The 19,106-nt window shown below is 59.6% G+C and carries 22 protein-coding genes, 1 tRNA gene and 1 pseudogene; 2 read left to right on the top strand and 22 right to left on the bottom strand.

Features of this window, described 5'->3' with window-relative positions:
- Nucleotides 1–93: 93 nt before the first annotated feature.
- Nucleotides 94–1,143, top strand: coding sequence for a tyrosine-type recombinase/integrase (locus B7X30_RS04840; RefSeq protein WP_288060368.1), 1,050 nt, complete (start codon nt 94–96; stop codon nt 1,141–1,143).
- 115 nt (nt 1,144–1,258) lie between these two features.
- Here B7X30_RS04840 and B7X30_RS04835 read toward each other — a convergent pair whose 3' ends face one another.
- The 14 genes from B7X30_RS04835 to B7X30_RS04770 form a co-directional block, all read right to left on the bottom strand.
- A complete protein-coding gene (locus B7X30_RS04835) occupies nt 1,259–1,549 on the bottom strand; it encodes a hypothetical protein (protein WP_286729454.1) in 291 nt (96 codons plus the stop codon).
- 93 nt (nt 1,550–1,642) lie between these two features.
- Entirely contained in the window at nt 1,643–2,089 is a 447-nt protein-coding gene (locus B7X30_RS04830) for a DUF6573 family protein (RefSeq protein WP_286729452.1), read from the bottom strand.
- 47 nt (nt 2,090–2,136) lie between these two features.
- Nucleotides 2,137–2,370, bottom strand: coding sequence for a hypothetical protein (locus B7X30_RS04825; RefSeq protein WP_286729451.1), 234 nt, complete (start codon nt 2,368–2,370; stop codon nt 2,137–2,139).
- Nucleotides 2,371–3,157: 787 nt separating this feature from the next.
- A complete protein-coding gene (locus B7X30_RS04820) occupies nt 3,158–3,472 on the bottom strand; it encodes a hypothetical protein (protein WP_286729450.1) in 315 nt (104 codons plus the stop codon).
- Nucleotides 3,473–3,619: 147 nt separating this feature from the next.
- The gene (locus tag B7X30_RS04815; RefSeq protein WP_286729449.1) at nt 3,620–4,132 is read right to left on the bottom strand and encodes a hypothetical protein; all 513 of its coding nucleotides are present in this window, start codon (nt 4,130–4,132) and stop codon (nt 3,620–3,622) included.
- A 111-nt stretch (nt 4,133–4,243) separates the two neighbouring features.
- Nucleotides 4,244–5,680, bottom strand: a complete 1,437-nt coding sequence (locus tag B7X30_RS04810; protein WP_286729448.1) for a hypothetical protein — start codon at nt 5,678–5,680, stop codon at nt 4,244–4,246.
- An 11-nt stretch (nt 5,681–5,691) separates the two neighbouring features.
- A complete protein-coding gene (gene mobF / locus B7X30_RS04805) occupies nt 5,692–8,538 on the bottom strand; it encodes a MobF family relaxase (protein WP_286729446.1) in 2,847 nt (948 codons plus the stop codon).
- Between the two features lie 48 nt (nt 8,539–8,586).
- Nucleotides 8,587–10,008: a type IV secretion system DNA-binding domain-containing protein gene (locus tag B7X30_RS04800; RefSeq protein WP_286729444.1), complete on the bottom strand. Its 1,422-nt coding sequence runs from the start codon at nt 10,006–10,008 to the stop codon at nt 8,587–8,589.
- Between the two features lie 78 nt (nt 10,009–10,086).
- Nucleotides 10,087–10,971: a hypothetical protein gene (locus B7X30_RS04795; RefSeq protein ID WP_286729443.1), complete on the bottom strand. Its 885-nt coding sequence runs from the start codon at nt 10,969–10,971 to the stop codon at nt 10,087–10,089.
- 20 nt (nt 10,972–10,991) lie between these two features.
- The gene (locus B7X30_RS04790; protein ID WP_286729441.1) at nt 10,992–11,273 is read right to left on the bottom strand and encodes a plasmid mobilization protein; all 282 of its coding nucleotides are present in this window, start codon (nt 11,271–11,273) and stop codon (nt 10,992–10,994) included.
- Nucleotides 11,274–11,588: 315 nt separating this feature from the next.
- Entirely contained in the window at nt 11,589–12,029 is a 441-nt protein-coding gene (locus B7X30_RS04785; protein ID WP_286729440.1) for a hypothetical protein, read from the bottom strand.
- A 102-nt stretch (nt 12,030–12,131) separates the two neighbouring features.
- Nucleotides 12,132–12,497, bottom strand: coding sequence for a hypothetical protein (locus B7X30_RS04780; RefSeq protein WP_286729439.1), 366 nt, complete (start codon nt 12,495–12,497; stop codon nt 12,132–12,134).
- A 32-nt stretch (nt 12,498–12,529) separates the two neighbouring features.
- The gene (locus tag B7X30_RS04775) at nt 12,530–12,730 is read right to left on the bottom strand and encodes a hypothetical protein (protein ID WP_286729437.1); all 201 of its coding nucleotides are present in this window, start codon (nt 12,728–12,730) and stop codon (nt 12,530–12,532) included.
- Nucleotides 12,727–13,032 carry a hypothetical protein gene (locus B7X30_RS04770; protein ID WP_286729435.1) on the bottom strand — a complete coding sequence of 102 codons (306 nt, stop codon included), beginning with the start codon at nt 13,030–13,032 and terminating at the stop codon, nt 12,727–12,729. Before B7X30_RS04770 ends, B7X30_RS04775 begins: the two co-directional genes overlap by 4 nt.
- A 673-nt stretch (nt 13,033–13,705) precedes the next feature.
- On the opposite strand from B7X30_RS04770, the pseudogene B7X30_RS04765 reads away from it, so the two are divergent.
- Nucleotides 13,706–14,296: pseudogene (locus tag B7X30_RS04765) on the top strand (MT-A70 family methyltransferase); the annotation flags it as partial.
- Between the two features lie 263 nt (nt 14,297–14,559).
- Here B7X30_RS04765 and B7X30_RS04760 read toward each other — a convergent pair.
- From B7X30_RS04760 to B7X30_RS04725, 8 genes are all read right to left on the bottom strand, one after another.
- Nucleotides 14,560–15,285 (bottom strand): BglII/BstYI family type II restriction endonuclease, encoded by a 726-nt coding sequence (locus B7X30_RS04760; RefSeq protein WP_286729429.1) that lies wholly within the window; start codon nt 15,283–15,285, stop codon nt 14,560–14,562.
- A gap of 64 nt (nt 15,286–15,349) precedes the next feature.
- Nucleotides 15,350–15,559, bottom strand: a complete 210-nt coding sequence (locus B7X30_RS04755; RefSeq protein ID WP_286729427.1) for a hypothetical protein — start codon at nt 15,557–15,559, stop codon at nt 15,350–15,352.
- Nucleotides 15,560–15,563: 4 nt separating this feature from the next.
- Nucleotides 15,564–16,904 carry a DNA primase family protein gene (locus B7X30_RS04750; RefSeq protein ID WP_286729424.1) on the bottom strand — a complete coding sequence of 447 codons (1,341 nt, stop codon included), beginning with the start codon at nt 16,902–16,904 and terminating at the stop codon, nt 15,564–15,566.
- Nucleotides 16,901–17,365, bottom strand: a complete 465-nt coding sequence (locus tag B7X30_RS04745) for a hypothetical protein (protein ID WP_286729421.1) — start codon at nt 17,363–17,365, stop codon at nt 16,901–16,903. Before B7X30_RS04745 ends, B7X30_RS04750 begins: the two co-directional genes overlap by 4 nt.
- Nucleotides 17,362–17,844, bottom strand: a complete 483-nt coding sequence (locus tag B7X30_RS04740) for a hypothetical protein (RefSeq protein ID WP_286729418.1) — start codon at nt 17,842–17,844, stop codon at nt 17,362–17,364. Before B7X30_RS04740 ends, B7X30_RS04745 begins: the two co-directional genes overlap by 4 nt.
- Nucleotides 17,841–18,155 carry a hypothetical protein gene (locus tag B7X30_RS04735; RefSeq protein ID WP_286729415.1) on the bottom strand — a complete coding sequence of 105 codons (315 nt, stop codon included), beginning with the start codon at nt 18,153–18,155 and terminating at the stop codon, nt 17,841–17,843. Before B7X30_RS04735 ends, B7X30_RS04740 begins: the two co-directional genes overlap by 4 nt.
- A gap of 137 nt (nt 18,156–18,292) precedes the next feature.
- Nucleotides 18,293–18,670 carry a hypothetical protein gene (locus B7X30_RS04730; protein WP_286729413.1) on the bottom strand — a complete coding sequence of 126 codons (378 nt, stop codon included), beginning with the start codon at nt 18,668–18,670 and terminating at the stop codon, nt 18,293–18,295.
- A gap of 317 nt (nt 18,671–18,987) precedes the next feature.
- Nucleotides 18,988–19,063 (bottom strand) — tRNA-Thr (locus B7X30_RS04725).
- Nucleotides 19,064–19,106: the final 43 nt, after the last annotated feature.

Below are 19,106 nucleotides of genomic sequence, written 5' to 3'. Positions count from 1 at the left end.
TAAATTAAACGCGCTGCAACCCGCATGAATGCTTGATCTGCTAGTATTTTTCCATTGGTTTGTGGGAATCTAGTGGGAATCGGGGGTTTGGACATGGCGTACTTTGAGCAACGGAAAGCGGGCTGGATGGTGCAGATTCGACGCAGGGGAATGCCCACGCTGTCGCGCACGTTTGACCTGAAAGCTGATGCTGAAGCCTGGGCGCGCGAAGTCGAGCGCGAATTGCAGCGCGGCAATGCCGCCGTGCTGCGCGATGACGCGGGCAAGACCCTGTTTAGCGAAGTGCTGACGCGGTACGAAGCCGGGCCGCTGCGTTCGCTGAAACAGCCCGGCAAGAACCAGGCGGCGCTATCCGCTGCGCGGGGGCGGTTCGGGCCGCTGCTCCTGTCCGCCATTCGCGCGGTCGATGTAGCGGACTGGCGCGATGAACTGCTGTCCGGCGGGCTGGCTCCGGCTACCGCCATGCGCTATCTCGCCGTGCTGTCCGCCGTGTTCACATTCATCGAAAAAGAACTGAGCATTGCACTGCCTGCTGGCAACCCGGTGCGGGGGATTCGCAAGCCAGCCAAGCCAAGAGGGCGTGACCGGCGATTGACTGCCGGTGAGCTAGATTACCTGTTGCGTGCTGCTCGGGCCGCTCGTGCCCGCATAGGCGGGCTGCCACAGGTCATAACGCTGGCGGTGGAGTCCAGCATGCGCCTGGGCGAACTGCTCGGGCTGGAATGGTCGCGGGTCGATCTCGCCCGGCGCACCGCGCATCTGGTGGACACCAAGAACGGCGAGAGCCGCACCGTGGCGCTGTCCAGTGCGGCGGTGGCGGCGCTGCAAAGCCTGCCGCGCCGGATTGACGGGCGGGTGTTCGGCTGGGCGGCGTCGGATTCATTCGAGAAGACCTGGACGCGCTGCAAGTCCAGCGCGCGCAAGCTGTACGAAGCCGACTGCGCCGAGAAAAGCAAGAAGCCAGATCCCGCATTCCTGGCCGATCTGCGATTTCACGACCTGCGCCACGAGGCCGCGTCGCGCCTCTTTGAGAAGGGCCTTGGCGTCATGGAGGTAGCGAGCATGACGGGCCACAAGAGCCTTTCCATGCTCAAGCGGTACACCCACATTGAGGCCGAGAAGCTGGCGGCGAAGCTGGGGTGACTTCCCGTTAAAGATAACTGTAATTATCAACAACGCAAAAAAATGCCCGCATCTCAGCGGGCGGAAAGTGGGCATGGGCTGGAAGCCTTAATTTGCAAGGCTTCCGGGGGGGGGATCAGGCCACAAGTCGCAGGCGCTGCTGCGCCTGCTGCTCTTCTTCCCACATCGCCCCGGCCCGTGCCTCTGCCTCGCACATGGCTGTGGCCTCTTCTTCGTCGGCGGCGTCGAGCGGCTGGCCGGTAAACCAATACACGCACCGCCAGGCTACGCCAGTCCAGGCCACTAACAGGCTTTTTCCCTCTGCGTGGGCGAACTGATAGGACACCGCCCGGCGCGGGTCGGTGAACTGCCCGCGCAGACGGCTCGCGGCGACAAAATCAAGTTCGCCAATTGTTTTTGCATTCATCTCAAAGCTCCTAACTTGATTGCCGGGTCTTCGGCGCCCGGCTTGCGCCCTTGCTTCCATTCACAGCCACGCGAAATTGCGGGGGGCTTGGGTTCAATCCTCGCCCGGCAGCATCACCGTGATGCAGGGCCGCCCGTTGTCGTCCGGTCCGACGATGAATTTCAGGTGCACCAGCCGCGGCTTGATGCCCCGGCCTTCGCGCGGGGTGCGCAGCATTTCGACGTACATGGGATTCGCTGGGCTGGCTTGCAGGCCCTGGCGGGCGGCGCGCAAGACCACACGCGAGAGCATCCAGCACACGTCCCACAGCCGCCCGGATTCACTCTGCCCGGTGTAGCCCTTGCGCTTCTCGGTGGCGTCCGTCCACTCCACGCAATCGGCCCAGGCGGCCGAGGTCATGGCGACCGGCCACACGATGCCGGCATCGCGGGCGGTGGTGGACACGTCGATCAGTTGCCCGTCTTCGATAGCCTGGGCGCGGGTGTAGATGCTGATGGGCTCCCCGAAGAATTCGCGGGCGGTGGTGGCTTGTGTTTGCATGGTGGTCGCTCCTGGTGTTGGTGCCCGGCCATCGCGCCGGGCGGGGGTTAGCCGGTGATATGCACGGGGAACAGCGCGACGCCGCCCGCCGGGTGTGCGCGCATCACCCATCGCTGCGTGCCCCTGGAAAGCCTGTAATCCTTGGGTGTCGCGGTCCATTCGGCCCAGCTCATCAGCACCAGTTTTTGTTCGGTTTTCACCCCCTCATTGGGAGTGAGGGCCTGCGTGGACAGGGCTTTGCCCTGCATGCCGCGGGGGGTGTTGAGGTTGTCTGTGCGCATGGTGGTTCTCCGGGTGGTTGAGGTTCTCATCGGTCGGTCGGGCTCTCACAAAACGACCTTTCAAGCCGGTGCCTGGCACGACCGAAGGGCGTGACTGGCAATCAGGACTGCAAGCGGCATGACAGCCCGCTTTTGGGCTGGCGTGACGCTTGCAGAGGGCGCTTGCGCCCGATCCTGATAGGCGCAGAAAGTCGTGAGCCCGGCTGACCGTTGAGAACCGCCCGGCGGACTCGCGCAAAAACAGGCTCACCCCGCGTCATGCAGGGCAAAGCCCTGTTAACGCCGCGCAGCGGCGTATCCCTCGGCCCGCCCAAGCGGGCCGCTGGGAAGGCCTGAGCGCCGCGCGGCGGCGTGCAGTTGGGTGAGGGATGGAAACCCGCAGGGCCGAGACCCGCGGGGGCTCGGGGCGAAGCCTGACAGCCCGGCCCGAAGGGACACCCCCGGCCTTGCCTGCTGATGCGCTGGAAAAGTCCACCGACGCAGCCGCCGAGCATCTCAAAAAGGCCCCGGAATCAAGCAAGAAAGCCCCAAGAAAGACCCAAGAAAGACCCAGGAAACCCGCAAGAAAGACACTAGAAACTTGTATGTTTCGTGCTGGAAAGTCAGAGGAAACTTGTAAGTTTTCAACTAGGAAACTTGTATGTTTCTGACTAGAAAGCTGCAAGAAAGAAAGAGGAAACCTGCAAGAATCCTGCGCCTTTCCGGGAGGTTTCCTACAAGAAAAAGAGAGCTTTCCGGGCATGAAAAACCCCGCCGCAGCGGGGTCGGTGGCGCGCCTCACGGCGGTTTAGTCCACGTCGGTTTTTTTGGTTTGGCTGTTGAGTTCTCGCAGCCAGACATCGCGAGCAAAAAACAAGGCATGATCGACCGCGGCGGCGTAGTCCTGCGGCACGTCCGCGTGGACTTCCGGTTTTTGCGGGTCTTTGTGCCGTGTCATGACCTGCACCCGGTCGAAGGCCCAGAGAATGCGATGCGCCGCTTGCAGGCGCCCCATGCTGAGCGCCGCAATTTGCGATTCCTGAACTTCAACTCGGCGTTTCTCTTCCGGCGTCACGTCGGGGCATGCGTGATAAGCCGCGCGCAGGGCCTCGTGGCGGGCCATTTTTTCACGATAAACCGGGAGCCGGTCTGTTTGTTTGATGCTTTCCATTTTTTAACCATGGATAAGGAAGTGAGTTTCAGCTTCTGCATAGTGTTCTCCGATTGGGTACGCGGCCCGTTGCCGGGCCGCTGTGGGTGGTCAAAGCGCTCAGAACCCCATGCTGAAACCGGCATGCAGGGCGGGCTGCGCGCCGCTGCCCGACATGGCCCCGCCGATGGAAAACGCAGCGGGGTGCCCGTCGATGTGGAACTGCTGCGCCACGCTCGCGCCGATGGCTCCATACCCGGAGTAGGAGCCCACGCCGACCGCCACGCCAAAGCCGTTCGGGCCGAACACAGTCGGCGCTTGCAAGGCCGATAGCTCCGCGATGCCACGCCCGGCAAATCCAATTGCGCGCACGTCCGGGCCAGTCGCCCCGGGCGCTGCGGCGGTTGTCGGGCAGGTGCCGCCGATGCCGGTCGGCACGTTGGCAGAGACCGGGCGGCATTGCGGCGCGGTCTCTGTTCCCAGTCCGACGCCGGTAGCTGTCCCGTTGGTGGTCGTCCCGGCGATCACGGCGCTCTGCGTAATGTTCAGAGCCTGCTGCGTGGTCAGTGCCTGCGCTGCGCCGATGCCCGACAGGGCGAGGGCCAGTGCAAGCGTGATTTTCGAGATTTTCATGTTGTACCTTTCAGATGTGGCTCGGCGACATGCCGGGCCTGCACTCATTCATCAGCCTGCGAAATTTTTGAGCGAGCGGGCAAGAAAAAGCCCCGCACGGGCGGGCTGGGGTTAGCGGGATTTGGTGTTGTCTCGCATGCGCTGCGCGGCGTTTTGTCGGGTCGCGACCTCGCGCTGCAAACGGCTTTTTGTGGCCTGCACTTCGCTTGTTGCCTGGCGCTGCAAGCCTGCGCTTTGCGCCTTGGATTCGGCGACTCGACCTTGCACAAAGGACTGTGCCTTTTGGGTTTGCTGCGCGGCCTCGCTGCGCGCCTCGCGCTGCACAACCTCTTTTTTTTGTTCGCTTTTCTGCTGCGCGTCCTGCGATTTCTCGGTGGTTGTTTGTTGCGCGGCGGGCTTGTCGCCGGGCTGCTGGGCTGGCGTGTGGTTCTGACTCTGCGCTGTTGTCTCAGACTTGGCATGCCCGGCCTGCGCCGCCGCTGTGGGTTGGGCTGTCGCCTCTTTGGTGGCCGCTGGCGTCGCACTTTGTGCCTGCGCTCGTTCGGGCGGTGCGACTTTTGGCGGGTCCATCGTCATCATGTTTGCGAAGCGTGGATCGTCGGCACGGCTGCGCGAAGCCTGCGCGGGCGTGTCTGGCTTGTTGGCCTGGCGCGGATGGCCGGGCGCTGGGCGCTTGATCTGTTGTGACTCGGGCCGCTGCTGCAGTGCCTGCTGTTGTTGCTGTGCGGCGGGCGCTGGTCTTTGCGCTTGCTGGGTGGTTTGGTAAGAGTCATCCTTTCCGCGCAGCGGCGCGTGCTGATGGGGCTGGTGGAATTGCTGCTCCGGGGCCTGCTGGCCCAGCACGGGGGCTGCTCGCGCCCCGGTGGTGTCGTCGCTGCCGCCGCCTGATGCTGCGGCGTCGCTGGTGCTGGAATTTGAATCTTCACCCATGCGGCCCTGCTTGTGTTGCGGGGGGCTTGGCGGAGAGTCCGGGCGGCTGCGGAGCAGATCGCCGAGGCCGTCGCGCTCCGGCGCGTGGGCCTGAGTGAGTTCAGCCTTCTGGGGTGGAACGGTTGCCGGGCTTTTTGGCAACGGTTCGGCGTGGGCGGTGTGAACGGTTGCGGTCTTTTCTCGCAACGGTTCGGGGTTGGTGGCGGGAACTGTTGCGGATTTTTCGCGCAACGGGTCACCCGGCTGCATCTGATCGCGACCGGCGCGCAGCGCGGCCAGCGTCGCAATGTAGGGGTCAACGTGCCGCATGTCGGCAGGCTTGCGCCCCGGCTGTTCTGTGCGCTGCGGCTTATGTTGCTCGCGGCGCTTTTCAAGTGCGGATTTGTACGCCTCACGCGCTCGATCAAAAATGCCTTGCGGCTTGCCGCGCTCAGCAGCTAGACGTTCGGCTTGCGCGTGCCGCTCTGCGACTAAGCGGTCGGCGTGGGCGCGGTTTTCGGCTGCGATGCGGTCAGCGTGAGCCCGCGCGTCCGCTGCCAGGCGGTCGGCATGGGCGCGGTTTTCGGCGGCGATTTGGTCAGCGTGCGCGATGCGCTCTTTCTGTTTGTCGTGTTCCATTTTTCAAGTCCTCACATAGTCATGCCGTGCTCGCGGTTGCGCTCGCGGACGTGGGTTTTTTCTTCCTTCGGCTTTTCGGCTTGGGGGGTTTGCTTGGATTCGGCGGCAGGCGAAATGAGGCGGGAAAGGGCGTCTGTTTTTTGGATGTCATGCGCGCTGGTCTTGTTGAGCGCAGCGCCCGCCTGCCGCCCCGCTTTTTCGGTGTCCTGCGTGTAGAGCACGGCCTGATCGCGGGCGCGCGTGAGGTTCACATAAGTTTCCCGGTCGCCATGCTTGCCGCCTTCCGTGTTGTGATGGATGAAAACCCTGTCCACCGTTTGCCCCTGCGCGGCGTGACTGGTGCTTGAATAGGCGTGCTCAACCTTGAGCGCGGCGCGCTGGTCGATCTGGACCCGCTGAGCTTTATCACCCTCGCCGATCCGCAAGTGCACGCGGTCGCCATCGATTTTTTCAACGTGCGCGGCCTGCCCGTTACGAACTGCCGTGCCGTCTGGCAATTTGTGGTTTTCGGTGAATCGCAAGCGGTCCCCTGCCGCTAGTTCGCGCGCTTCTGGGTTGTAGGCCTGGGTCTTGAGCCGTGCCGGGTCGATGATGTGTTCGCGGCCCTGCGTGTCACGGCAATGCAGTGTGTTTGTGCGGCTGTCGGCGCGCTCAACGTGCAGCATCGTGCCGCGCTCAAAACGCTCGGTTTTGCTCGATGTTTGCAGGATTTGGCCGGGCTGGTAGTTCTCAGCGCGCTTGCTTTCAACAGCGCTCATGTCGGCTTTGCGCAGGGTTGTCACCTGCGCGCCCGCGCCGAGTTCGCCGCGCTCCTTGAGTTCTTGTCTGATGCTTTGATTGATCGCGCGACGATCCGAATTCGTCGCGGTCACGATCAGCGTTTTTGAACGCTGCTCTGGCGAGAGCGCGGTGTAGTCCTTGGCGATCTGCTTGATGACCTGGGCATTGTCGAGCTTCGCCGCCTCGCGCTTTTCATGCCTCGATGCGTCGGGTTTTAGAGCGTCCTGAGCGCCCCGCGACTCCTTGACTTCGATGCGCTGTAAAGCCTTCGTGTGCTGATTGTTGAGCACGTCGCGCACAGCCGATTTCATGTCATCTGTGCGCTGGCGTCGGATGCTGTCGGCCCCGAGCGTTGCGGTCGGCACATGCGATTGAAGGCGCTCAAACGCCCGCCCGGCTTCGACGGCCTGGTGTTGCTTGGAGTCGCCTAAAAACACGGCCCGCGCCCCGGCATCGGCCGTTGTGCGAAGCACGGCGTTGACCTCGCGCTGCCCTGCCTGGCTGGCTTCGTCCATGATCCTTAGTTCGCGCGTGTGGGGTTTGATGATGGGGCTGGTGACACGCGATTCCTGGGCCTGCCGCTCTTCGATCAAGTGCTTTGCGGTGGTCGTGGTTTTGATGCCGCTTTCTTGCTCCATTTTGGAGGCCTGCTCGCTGCCGTTACTGTGCCCGATGACGGCCCAACCCTTGGCTTCGGCTGCCTCGCGGACAAACTCAAGCATCGTGGTCTTGCCCGTGCCGGCCAGGCCCTGCACGGCCTGAAAACGGTCATCGCCGGTCAGAATTTGCCGGGCGGCTTGGCGCTGCTCATCGGTCAGGGCAAAGCCCTTTCGCGTCTCGAAGGCATCAAGCGATTGGCCGAACTCGCGCGCGTTCATCACGCTTTCATGCGCCCCGCGCCCGGCTTCGGCCTGTTGCACCATGTCCCGCTCTGCGGCTTGCGCCGCGGCGGTGGTGTAGCGGTCGCCGTCGCGCAGCAAGTCACCCGATTGTTCTTGTCGTGCGATCTCTTTTTCAATCGCTTGCCAGTCGCAGGCCCCGGCAGCAAAGCGCGCGGCCTGCTGGTGCAGGTCTTTGTCTTGGAAAAGAAATTCGCGTTCGGTCAAATGCTTTTTGGCCTGCTCCACCGCCTCGCGGGCGGCGTCTGAGGGCTTGGTGCGGTCGGCGGCGATGGCGAGGGGGCTGTGCAGCGCGGCAGGCTTCACGTCCAGCGCTGCGGCCTGGGCCTGCCAGCGGGCGGCGTGGGCGTCGCGGGTTTCCGGCAGGTCTTTGCCGTCGCGCGTGGCAAGTGTGGCGATCTGGCGCATGTCGTGGCTTGCTGTGGCGCGCGTGTGGCCGCGCTCGGCCAGCGCCGCCTCGATTTGCTGGGCGCGCTGTGAAAAGTCCTTGAGGTCATCGCGGCTGTAATCGGCGATTTCAACCCGGCCCTCGCGGTCGTGAGTCACCGCATAGCCCGCTTTCTGTAGCTCGCGAGAAAGGATTAAGTGATACACCGCATCAGCGGCTCGGCGGAGGGCCAAAATCCGCTCGTTGCTCAGGCTGTAAGCCCGCCCCGTGGTGGGGTCGAGGGTCAGGTTCGCAATCAGGGCGTGGATGTGCAGTTGCGGGTCTTTCGCGCGGCTGCTGACGTGCTCGAATATGGCAATCGCGAGGTTGCCAGTGCGTATGGTTTTGCCGCCGATGCGCGCTTGCGCAGCGTGGCTTTGCAAGTAGTCCAGCGCGGCGGCCACGGCGATGCGGTGCGCGTTGGCCGCGCCCTCGCGGCCATGCACAAGGGCCTCGATGCTGACGCTTTTTGGCGCGCTTATCGTGAGGTCATAGCCTGCACGATGCTCTCTTTCGCCGTTGGCCCCAGTCCGCCCCAATTCGCGCGGGCCGGTGGCGTCAACCACGCGACCGCCGAGGGTTTGAACCAAATCATTTTGATTGACCTGGCCGCGAAGGCCCAGCGCGGCGGCGGCCTTTCCGCGCCAGGCCGAAGGCGTAGCCTCGCCCGAGTAATACTCGGCAGCCGCTTGTTCTTTTGAGTAATAGCCCGCAGCGGCTTCACCGCTTTTGATGGCGCTGAATGAAATCATGACTTGTCCTCATGGTGGAGATCGCCCGGCGCGGGCCGGGCGGTGGGGTTAAAGAAGGTCGTCCAGCGCGTCGAGCGCCGGGGCCGATGCCGGGGCGGGCGGCTCCGGCTGGCGTGACGCTTGGGTCAGCACGGGCGCGGGGCGCTCGCGCTTGGTGAAGGGCTCTGCGATAGGTTGACGCTGCTGCGGGATGGGAAGATCAACCTCGCACACCGGCACGTCGCCGGCCAGGTTCAGCACCCCTCGCAGATCCTTCATCTTCATGAGCTGCGACGGCAAATAAATGCGTTCAATCGCGATTTGCTCGCTCGCGCTTTCGCTTTGGCTTGACCCGCCCCCGCCGGCGCTGCTGCTCGTGCTCGATGATTTGGAGTTGACCCAGCGGCTTATTTGATGGTCGCCGATTTGTTGGGACAAATACTCGGCAGTTTGGGCGTCGGCCGTGCGAAGAATGAGGCTTGAGCCCACCGACGACAGAATCGAGCGCGCGGGTTGCTCGCCATACAACGCATTGATTTGCGCGATGCTTTGCATGCCGAGAATGCTGCACCCCCCATGCTTGCGAGCGTTCGTCACAAAATTTTCAATGTTTGAGACTTTCCCGATACTCGAAAATTCGTCCAGAATCAGCCACCCGCGCCGCTTTTCATCGGGGGGCAGAGTCATCAAGGCTTCGCAAAAAATGTCCACCTGCGCCGCGATCAGCGGGCGAAGGGGGTACATCTGGCTCGTTGTGTAGTTCCAAAACAGCCAGCCCTTTCCCGCCTGATCGCGCTGGTTGACCCATGCGCGAATGCTGAAAGCATCGCGCCCCGCGTCCGGGTCGAGGCGGGAAAATGGGGTGAGGTAAGTTGAGACGATGGCCCGCACCGATGCGAACATTTTTTCGGCCCCCGGCGCGATCAGTCCATAGGCGGGGCTTTTGGACAGCACTTCGTCGAGTTCTTCCAGCGCGGCAAAAATCGACAGGTTAAGGATGTCGCGGTTCGTCAAATTGCGCTGCCAGCAATACGAAAGAATCGCTTGCATGAAGGCCTGCGCATACGAATTCCACTCCGCCCCCGATCCCTCGCCGTCCGGGATGATCGCGCGAGCCAGGACGAGCGCGCTGTGCTCATCATCGAACTCGCTGAGAAGAGACCATGCCGGCGCGCGGGCGTCCAGTGGGTTCAGAATCGCGTCGCGCTGCGAGTTGTAATAGCGCGAAAGGTAAATGCCGCTGCGATCAGAAATTAGGCCAAAGTCCGCACCTGGGCGGGCGTCGAGGGTGTCGATGATGTTAGTCACAGACACCGACTTGCCCACGCCCGGCGACCCCGAAAAAATGAAGCCGCGATTTTCAAGACGCCGGGGGATGCGAAGGCTTCCAATGGTGATGCGGTAATCATCGGCCGGCGCGGCTGGTGCGGCGGGTGTATTCGCGGCGGATTGCTTTTGTTGCAGGGATTCAGGTTTTGAGAAAAAGCCCATGATGACGATGCTCCTAAAATAGGTTGGTGATACTGGCATTCATCGCCCCGCGAAATGTTGCGGGGCGATGGGTTGCGGTTATTGTTGGTCGAGCTTGTCTTGCAAGCCCTGGCTCTTTTTTGCTCCGCGCAGCGATGAGGTTTTGCGGGTGTTATTGCTCAGGCCCAGCATCAACTCAAAACTGTGGCGCGCGGTGATGTATTTGAGCGCACCGAAAAACAGGGCCAGGCCGAGGGAAATAAAGAGAAGATAAGCCGATGCGGCAAAGCCAATGGAGAGGCCCCATTGATACCCCCCTGGAAATGTCTCAGCAAACAAATAGATGGGCTCAAATGTGCTTGAATAAAAGCCAGACCATCCTAGCGCACCGAAAATGAGAAGAAAAATCGGGGCAATGGATTCGCGGGCATACACCAGCGCGGCAAAGTGCAATTCCCTTGTGTTGTAATTCTCGGTCGTGATTGACCAAATACCCGCCTTTTCAAGCCGATTGGATGCGCCCATAAAAATGAATGACGCAAGAGCGACAATCGGCCCCGATAAAACGGGCAGGCTGAAACCCAGGGCGTAATACAACAGCGGGGCAACTGCGAAGGCGATAATACCGAACCGAGAAAGCGCGCGATATTTATTGCCGTCTGCCTTTCTGCTGAATGCCGGGGCAATCAGAGACGTTGAGAAAAACAGAAATGCGCCAAGCATCAAAGCGGGCAACGCCTGCGTGCTACCCGTGTTTGAGATATTCGACGGGCCAAAAATCGGGCTCAGCATGCCGAAGAAAAAAAGCAGGGAAAAAAGAGCGATGGTTAAGAATGAAGCGAGATTCAGGGTGTCGAATCCGCGCCTTTTGTAAATCGCATAAGCGCCGACAAGCCCGATCAGTGAGGCGGCGATTAAGGCCATAAAAAGATGGCCCGCTCCAAATGATAGAACGGAAGACAAAAAAGTGAGGTAATAAGACATGGTGACTCTCCTTGGTGGTGTTAACGCTGCGCGCGGTGCGCTTGGAAATAATCGTGAATAAGCCGGGGCATGTTGTTATTCAGGTACTCGATAACTCCTTTCATGGTTTCTCGGTCAATCAGTTTAGTTTGCTGGTATTCAAGCATTTGACGCTGCGCTTCCTCGATGCCGGTCAAACTTGACTCTGTTAATGCGCGCATGCGGCAATACTGTCCCGCGCTCATGCCGGATTTGTCAGCCAGCGACTTGATGGCTTGATAATCCTCTGCCGTAACTCCGAAGTTGATATATCGTCTGGACATACTGTGCCTTTAGGTTGATGTGGGGCGCTGGATTGCTCCCCCGCACCCTCATTCATCGGGCAGCGAAATTTTTAGGTGTGACAGGGGTTCTTAGAGGGTGGCGGGCGCGAAACTGTCACAGCGCAAGGAATGGCTTGTGACAGGCTCCGGGCCTTGCTGCGCTTGGGCTTGCGGGGTTTGCATACCATGCGTAGTGTGTGCCCTCTTTAGGTTGATGAAGCGCAGCGGAATCAACCGGCAAACCAGCAGGGTTTTGATAATCCGCTTAGGCGGATTATCCCCGTGACTTTGGTGGACCGAAATGAGGTTCATGGGTTACTCCATTTCATCGAGCTTGGATTGCGCTGATTGTGGGGATGGGTTGGCTCCGCGCATAATCTTGTCCGGCGTCGGGGTGAAGGCCTTATGCTGCAAATGGGAAAGCAGCCAGAACCGAGATAACAGCGCGGTGGCGGCGGCGACAAACCCGGCAATCAGGCAGGGGATGAGATAAGGCCAAAGGCTAACCCCTGTGTCTTGAATATAAACCGTGTTCAAACGGGGGAACCAAGATAATGCACCCAGCCAGTGCATAAACGCGGCGGCTAGATAATAGAGAAGACCGGCCTGCACCTGCGGGCGGGGTGATAACCCGAACCAAAACCATAAGGCGAACCCGGCGATAAAGCCGAGAGCCCAGGCGAGAATATGGCCGTGCAGGCGGATGGCCGCCAATGCGATTTTGATTTGCTCGGGGGTTTTGATGTCTGCGGACATTTCATGAACTCCGATCATGGTGGAAAGGCACGGGCCGGGGGCGGCCCGTTAACCCAAAATACGCGCGGCGGAAAGTATTAACCCGCCATGCGCTCGCCCCGTTTATCGATAAATCAGGGCATCGAGGGTCGCGCCGTCAAATACCGGCTCGCCTTGAATATTGAAATTCGATTCGAGCCACTGCGCGCGGGTCGGGCGAAGTGGGTAAAGGTGTTGAGTGTGTAAATGCACAATCTCATCGGCCTTGTCGATTTCGGCTTGAAAAATCGAGGCGATAAACCGGGATTCGCGACGCGATGAGATAACCCCGCCCGCTGCTACGCCCAGCGCCGCGGAGGCGAGGATATAAGCCGGTGGTGAGTAATGCGATATAACCGCGATGACCGCGCCGATGATCGAGAAGATCAGGGCAAAAAAGAGAATGAGGGCGGTGTGTTCGGACTGCATTTTGATGAATTGGGTTTTCATGGTTTTGCCTTTCGGGTTAGTGGGGTGAAGGGTTAATTGAGGTTGGAATGGCCCCATGCGGGGGTCATTTGTGCGCCTGGCTTTTGCTCAAGTCGCTCGGCCATGCTTTGCAAAACAAGCTGAAAAAAGATGGTTTCGCGAGAATTCAAAAGAATTTGGGATTCGAGGCCATCGGCCAAAATGGAAATGGAATAGACGCCCGGGGCCTGGTGCTTGATGAGATAGTTTTTCATGCTGATTCCTTGAGTTGGGCGGGGATTTGGGATAGAGCGATGCCGAGCGCGAGCGACACCGCGGCGGGATAATGAGAAATCGAGGTTCGCGTTTTGATTCTGTTGAAACACTCCAAAATCAACTGCGCGCACTGAAAATCAGTATCAAAAATCCCAGCGAGTTGGGCTTCTTTTTGCAGGACCTCGGCCCGCGCGGTCGGGGTGTCGAGCGGCCCTTCAAAAAATTCGCGCCTGATTTTTGTGTAGGCTGATTGGGTGGCGGCGGGGTCTTGATTTGGCTGGGGTGTTTGGGGGATATTCACTTTTCCGTGCTCCTGGGGTTGTGGGTTGGTGGGTATAGGTATTCACCGGCGCGCGAAATTTTTTTGAGTTGGGGTGGGCGAGCCGAGCGGCGGGCAAAAAAAAGGCCCGCGCAGGGCGGGCTGGGTGGTGGTGCGGCTTGATTTGCGGGCCGCTGGCGGTCTTAATGGGTTGGGTTAGGGGGGGTGTAGGGTCGGAAGTTGGAAGGGCTGCTGTGGGCTTTTAGGTTTAATACCTTGCGCCGCGCGTATCTTTTCTTAACGGGCCGCCCCCGGCCCGTGCCTTTGGCCGGAAGGTGGCAGGTGGCAGGTTGGTGGCAGGTTGAAATGGCAACCTGCCACCTCTTAAGCCATTGAATTCATTACAAAATCCTGGAAAAGGTGGCAGGTGGCAAGTTACTTGATCAATTAATACACGCGCGCGCTCATGCATGCGTGTGCAGAGGTGTTTGCAAAACAACCTGCCACCTGCCACCGAATAACGATTACACCTTGAAACGCAAGGTTTTATGCGGGTTCCAGGGGTGGCAAGTTGGTGGCAGGTATAACGCTTAACCTGCCACCAACTTGCCACCCAACGCGTGGCTCGGTCTTGTGTTGGCGTGGGTTTTGTGGCTGCACGCGCCTTCGCCAAAAAAAGATCTACAAAAAGATCCGAACGTTGTAGCATAGGGTTATGGACACTATCAACCACCCCGCCACCCCAGACCTCCCTCACGTTGTTGGGGGCTTTTCGACCATCCTTGCCGATCCCCCTTGGCAGTTTCAGAATCGGACGGGGAAAGTGGCGCCAGAGCACAGACGATTGTCGCGTTATGACACGATGACGCTCGATGAGATCAAGGCGCTCCCCGTGGCGGCTGTGGCCGCAGCGAGCGCGCACTTGTATCTATGGGTGCCCAACGCGCTCCTGCCAGAAGGTCTGGAGGTCATGCGAGCCTGGGGCTTTCAGTACAAGAGCAACCTCGTGTGGGCCAAACGGCGCAAAGACGGCGGGCCGGACGGGCGCGGCGTCGGCTTTTACTTCCGCAACGTGACTGAACTCATCCTGTTTGGTGTGCGCGGCAAGAACGCTCGCACCCTTGCACCAGGCCGATCCCAGGTGAACATGATCGAAACGCGCAAACGCGAACACTCGCGCAAACCGGATGAACAGTACCCTCTGATCGAGGCCTGCAGCCCAGGTCCCTTTCTGGAGCTTTTCGCGCGGCATCCGCGCCCCGGCTGGAGCGCATGGGGGAACGAGTCAGCGCATGATGTTGTGCCGCGCGGAGCTATCCACAAGGGCTACACCGGCGGAGCGGTCCTGCCCCAGCTCGACGGACATCCCCATCTGCCCGACGAGATTGCGCGCGAGGTTGGCATGAAGCTGCGCGAGGCCTACCTTGAAGGCAAAAGCGTGCGCGATCTGGCGCTAGAAACGAACTATCCAATCCAGCGCGTCAGGGCGCTGCTGCAAGTGGCTCAAACGCCGATGCGTCCCCGCGGTCGGCCGCTTGGTAGCAGCAACGAGGGCTCTTCGAAGTCAGTCTAAGCGGTCGCTGGAGCGGCGGGCGGCGTATAGGGTTGGCCATTCCAGGTTTCACGGCATGCTGCGACGATGAGCAGCGGACACGCGCCGACGGCACCACGTCGCACGCGCAACAGGGCCTTGTCAAAGTTGGTCGTCGTCGACGTGTTCACGTCGATCGGCAATCTTGAGTTGCGCTGCGCTTCGTCCAGCGTGGTTTGATATTGCGCCCAGAGTTCCTCGGCAAGCGCCTTTAGCGAGATGCGGTCCTGGGTGATCAAGACGGCCGCAGTGAGGGCGCCTGCGGCGTGCCAAGCCCTGTAAGCGCCGAAGTCGCGGTCTAGATTGCCGTCCTTTGCATTCCATTCCACATCGAGGGCAACGCCGCCCTTGGCGTTGTCGACCAGGTAGCCCTCTTGCACCACTCTCGGCAATCGCCGATGCAGCTCGCCCGACTTTGTGTACATCAGTCCGTAAGTGATCAAGTCGAGCCGCAGCTCGTGCCAGCCTTTTTCGCTGAACTTTGCGTCGATCTGCTTGGCCACCTCGCCGCGGTTGCCTCCGGCCTTCATCCAAGTTGGCGGGTCTAGCGAATACGTACTCAGGACGTCAACAATGTCGGCCCACTCGGCAGGGCAAACCGTCGCCAGAACCGCGGATGCGGACCCAACTTCAGCGAATCGCCAGCGCGCTCGAACAGCGGCTGGCAGAACCGAAGGATTGTTGAACGTGTAGGTTTCAATCATGCCCGCGGAGTGTACCTTCTCCCCGCGACTCGAGCGCATTCATTCGACCTGGTGAGGTTGATTGTTAAGTGTTGGGCGGTGACGTGGCGAGTGCTTCGGCGAGCGCCCGGCGCTCGGATTCGCTGCGATTCAATCCTGCGCAAAATTCAAAGATTGCGGCGCGCTCTTCAAATATTTCGCGTTGGCTTTCATCAAGTTGAATGCTTCGGGCTTCTAATTTTTCGCCCGCCGCCAATTTTTGAAGTTCTTGAAATTCATGAAAGCTGATCTTCATATCATCAATACGCCGACGGGGGCTCTCCGAGTTTGATATTGACCATTCGGCACTTTTTTCCGGCGATTTTCTTATCTTTGAATTCTAATTCTGGGGCGATCTGCTTGATACGAGCCCAAAATCTCTCCGCTGAGACCGGCATTGTGCCGGTACTTTGCGCAAAAAACCGATAATCTGAATATACATCGCCGCGCTCCGTCAAGGCGTTCTCGCTGATTGTTCCGCGCTCGTCCTGAAACCACGCTAATACATTATTTGTTTCGCGTTGACCCGATGCAAGCACGGCGCGCATTTCATTGCTGAGAGCAGGAAAGCGGCCTCGCTGTGTCAGCCGGGTCAGCCCTTCGATGGCCCAATTCAAAACACCGGAAAGTTCGGACTGAATGATTTTTTGAGCGAGCATCGGGTCTTTTTCGTGGTCTTGAAACTGACGCTTGAAATCAATAATTGCAAAGCGTCTCCAAAATCCATGAGTTTGATCTGAAATGGAAGGTAATTCATTGCCGCAAATGATCCATTTTGCCATTGGCTTTAGATTGATCGGGTCTCTAAATTTTCGATCAATCTGCACAACCCCCCCAGAAATTAAAGTTTTGAGCCGTTGTTCATCGATTCGGCGCGGCGTTTCATCGACCCATGCGAGGCTTGAGCCGATCAATGAAACAAGCGCAAATCCGTCCAGATTATTGAGCCCCGGCGTGCTGATTTTTGAGTGCAGCGCGGCCAGAATTTCAACCAATGTCGATTTTCCGTTGGCACCGCTGCCCAGCCACCACATCCCCGATTGAAATCTTGTATCTGGCATGAGGGTGTATCCCGCATATTCCTGGACGAAATTTCGCGTTTCTTCGTCTGGCAAAATTTCCGACAAAAATTTATGGAATAGCGGCGCTTGCGCTTCCGGCTCAAAATCGCACTTGATTTTGTATTTTAGGCCTAACCCCCTTTCGGAATTGCGCAAATCCAACATCCCAGCACCGAAATCGACATGCAAGTACCCATTTTGAAGGGGTAAAATAACGCGATCTTTAGCTTCTATTTTGGGTGTTGGGCGGGCCTTAATTAAAGCTGCGGCGGCGCAGGATGCCGCGAGGCGTGGATTTGCCTTGGATTTATGAATGTCATGCAAAGCAAGCCAATTGAACGCCTGTTTTTCGACGGCCGAAGGTTCAAGTGGCTCCCAAATATCGCCATCCCATTTATACAAAATTGAGCCGTCGGTCGAATAATTAGGGTTCGCTTCGATGCCCATCGCGAATTCAAGCTCCGCGGAAGGGCTTTTTTCTTCGCCGCCACCTGATTTTGGCTGTTTTGCCCGATTGGTTTTGATTTTTGCTTCCATCATTTCGCCCCCCTCATCGCCTCGCGCGCGGCTCTTTTCAAGTCCCCCGCGATGCGCCCGGCCTCTATCATTTTTTCGGCCCCGCCCACAAATTCACCGATCTGAATTTGTGATAGAAGATCGGCATGCGCTTGTAGCAACGCATCGGTCAGCGCCGCGACGCTCAGCCATGCGCTGGGCCCGCCGTTACACCTCGCGGCGTGGGGCATGTTGGGGTTGAAGCTGCGAGGGTGCAGGTCGGTCCAGTCCAAGCCCAGGGCCTCAAAAACATCACCCACCCCATGTCTGCAAAAGCAGTGCATTAGCGGCGAGCCATCGGGCGTGATGGCGATACTCAAATCATCATTTTTTTGGTTGTGGAGAGGGCAGGAAGCTCGCCACGAGGCGATCACACCGCCCCGTTTCCCAGCCTTTCGGACCCCCTCAAGCCGGGGCAAAAGCAGTGTTTCGATGGGGTGGCTCATTCTTCTTCCCCCCCCTCAAACAGCGCGAATTGTTGCGAATCAATCGCATCTTCGACCTGTTTTTTCTTGATTTGCTGGGCGCGGCGTTGTGTTACATGAAACACATCGGCGATCTGCCGCGTTTCGGCCTCACGCAACGCGGCTGCGATAAAGCGAGCGCGGGTTTTGTCCTCTTGCGCGGCGGCGATTGCCTCGGCCACGGCCTCAAGCGCAGCCAGCATTTCCAAGGGGTCGAGCCCGTAAAAACCTTGAGCTTGCTGGGTATTGCGTGAGTCCTCGGGGTCAACCCGCGCGCGGTCCGGCAGTGTGTCCGGCCAGCTTTTGCCAAGGCTTCTCTCTAAATTCCGTGCGCGATTGCGGGCCTTTTTTTGGCTGATGCCTTCGCGCTCGGCCAACCAGGCGTCGGCGGGGTCGATGTATTCCCCAACTCTCGCGCGGGCTGCGGGGCTGAGAGCTTCCAGCATGCGGGCGCGGTTCATTTTTGGCTCCCGGCCTGGTCGGCGATGCTGGACTTGCGGGGTCGCCCTGGGCGGCGGCGGGGCGCCAGGTCGGCGGCGGGGGCTTGCAGTTCGGGCGCGGCGCTGGGCGACAGCACGGCTTGAACATCGCTTTGCCGAGCCAGCCAAACGCGGCCCACGCGAAAAAGGGGGATATGCAGAAAGTGCAGGCGCAGCGTGCCCCGCGACGGGTTGCCCGGCTCTTGCCGAACTTCGTTGCGAACTGCGTTGTAACTGCGTCGAATCGCGAGCGAAATCTCCCGCAGCGTGACATTTTTTTCCAAAGAATCCATGACTCTTGCCCTTGAAAAATCGGGGCGCTCAATCAGGATTTGGGGCGTCACTCCACGCGGGCGCAGGCGGGCGAGCGCAAAACAACAAAGCCGCCGGCGCACGGGGCGCGGGCGGCTTGGGGTGATCTTTTTTTAGATCAGGTCAGCAGGCCCGCGCGGACGCGGGCTGCGATGGGGCGCTGGGCGATAAGGCGGGGGGTCAAAGTGAGGCTGGGCAGACCCAGGCCGAGCGCCTGGGGGTCGGCGGGCGCGGCGGTGGCGGTGGCGCTGGTGGCCGCTGCGCCTGCCCTTTTAATAAAAAGAATGAGCATCGCTACAAGCGCGGCGACGAGAACAGGCAGCGCAGCGCGGGCGGCTTCTTTTTCTTTTTTGAAGCGCCTCGCCCAGGCAATTTCAACGACATGCTGAACCTCCTGCCGCTCCAACTCTTCCCGCGTCGCGTGAGGCCAAAAGCATTCCGGGCCGAGCAGATCAAGCCACTCGGCGGGCGTTTGGGGGCGGGCCTCGAAATCCATAAAACGAATGTTATCTTATCTTGCAATGCTTGCCTAGTGCTTTGTTGCGCAAGCATAACACCCCCGTCAAGACTAATACAACTGGCGGGGCGCTTTCGTGAGAACTTATGGGGCAATGACTATCGGGCCGTGAATCGTCATAGAAAAGATTTTCGTGGCGCTGAGTGGGAATCCAGTGGGACGCCGAGACTTGCGAGACCTTGCAAAAGATTGCGCTCAGTGGGAATTGAGTGGGAATGCGCTCCCACAAAGCACAAAAAAAGCCCGACTGGTTAGGTCGGGCTTGTTCTGTAAGTGCTTGATTTACTGCGTTTTATTGGTGCCGGTGAAAGGAATTGAACCCTCGACCTTCGCATTACGAATGCGCTGCTCTACCAACTGAGCTACACCGGCGAAGCCAGCCATTCTATACCAGGGGCGGGATTTACTTTTCAGT

It is taken from the genome of Thiomonas sp. 13-64-67, assembly GCF_002282795.1.
GTDB classification, from domain to species: domain Bacteria; phylum Pseudomonadota; class Gammaproteobacteria; order Burkholderiales; family Burkholderiaceae_C; genus Thiomonas; species Thiomonas arsenitoxydans.
This window is presented reverse-complemented; position numbering and strand designations above follow the sequence as displayed.

Excerpts from the sequence above, each read along its gene's own strand:
- B7X30_RS04840 (WP_288060368.1), top strand. The coding sequence starts at position 94 with ATGGCGTACTTTGAGCAACGGAAAGCGGGCTGGATGGTGCAGATTCGA.
- B7X30_RS04835 (WP_286729454.1), bottom strand. The coding sequence starts at position 1,549 with ATGAATGCAAAAACAATTGGCGAACTTGATTTTGTCGCCGCGAGCCGT.
- B7X30_RS04830 (WP_286729452.1), bottom strand. The coding sequence starts at position 2,089 with ATGCAAACACAAGCCACCACCGCCCGCGAATTCTTCGGGGAGCCCATC.
- B7X30_RS04825 (WP_286729451.1), bottom strand. The coding sequence starts at position 2,370 with ATGCGCACAGACAACCTCAACACCCCCCGCGGCATGCAGGGCAAAGCC.
- B7X30_RS04820 (WP_286729450.1), bottom strand. The coding sequence starts at position 3,472 with ATGGCCCGCCACGAGGCCCTGCGCGCGGCTTATCACGCATGCCCCGAC.
- B7X30_RS04815 (WP_286729449.1), bottom strand. The coding sequence starts at position 4,132 with ATGAAAATCTCGAAAATCACGCTTGCACTGGCCCTCGCCCTGTCGGGC.
- B7X30_RS04810 (WP_286729448.1), bottom strand. The coding sequence starts at position 5,680 with ATGGAACACGACAAACAGAAAGAGCGCATCGCGCACGCTGACCAAATC.
- mobF (WP_286729446.1), bottom strand. The coding sequence starts at position 8,538 with ATGATTTCATTCAGCGCCATCAAAAGCGGTGAAGCCGCTGCGGGCTAT.
- B7X30_RS04800 (WP_286729444.1), bottom strand. The coding sequence starts at position 10,008 with ATGGGCTTTTTCTCAAAACCTGAATCCCTGCAACAAAAGCAATCCGCC.
- B7X30_RS04795 (WP_286729443.1), bottom strand. The coding sequence starts at position 10,971 with ATGTCTTATTACCTCACTTTTTTGTCTTCCGTTCTATCATTTGGAGCG.
- B7X30_RS04790 (WP_286729441.1), bottom strand. The coding sequence starts at position 11,273 with ATGTCCAGACGATATATCAACTTCGGAGTTACGGCAGAGGATTATCAA.
- B7X30_RS04785 (WP_286729440.1), bottom strand. The coding sequence starts at position 12,029 with ATGTCCGCAGACATCAAAACCCCCGAGCAAATCAAAATCGCATTGGCG.
- B7X30_RS04780 (WP_286729439.1), bottom strand. The coding sequence starts at position 12,497 with ATGAAAACCCAATTCATCAAAATGCAGTCCGAACACACCGCCCTCATT.
- B7X30_RS04775 (WP_286729437.1), bottom strand. The coding sequence starts at position 12,730 with ATGAAAAACTATCTCATCAAGCACCAGGCCCCGGGCGTCTATTCCATT.
- B7X30_RS04760 (WP_286729429.1), bottom strand. The coding sequence starts at position 15,285 with ATGATTGAAACCTACACGTTCAACAATCCTTCGGTTCTGCCAGCCGCT.
- B7X30_RS04755 (WP_286729427.1), bottom strand. The coding sequence starts at position 15,559 with ATGAAGATCAGCTTTCATGAATTTCAAGAACTTCAAAAATTGGCGGCG.
- B7X30_RS04750 (WP_286729424.1), bottom strand. The coding sequence starts at position 16,904 with ATGATGGAAGCAAAAATCAAAACCAATCGGGCAAAACAGCCAAAATCA.
- B7X30_RS04745 (WP_286729421.1), bottom strand. The coding sequence starts at position 17,365 with ATGAGCCACCCCATCGAAACACTGCTTTTGCCCCGGCTTGAGGGGGTC.
- B7X30_RS04740 (WP_286729418.1), bottom strand. The coding sequence starts at position 17,844 with ATGAACCGCGCCCGCATGCTGGAAGCTCTCAGCCCCGCAGCCCGCGCG.
- B7X30_RS04735 (WP_286729415.1), bottom strand. The coding sequence starts at position 18,155 with ATGGATTCTTTGGAAAAAAATGTCACGCTGCGGGAGATTTCGCTCGCG.
- B7X30_RS04730 (WP_286729413.1), bottom strand. The coding sequence starts at position 18,670 with ATGGATTTCGAGGCCCGCCCCCAAACGCCCGCCGAGTGGCTTGATCTG.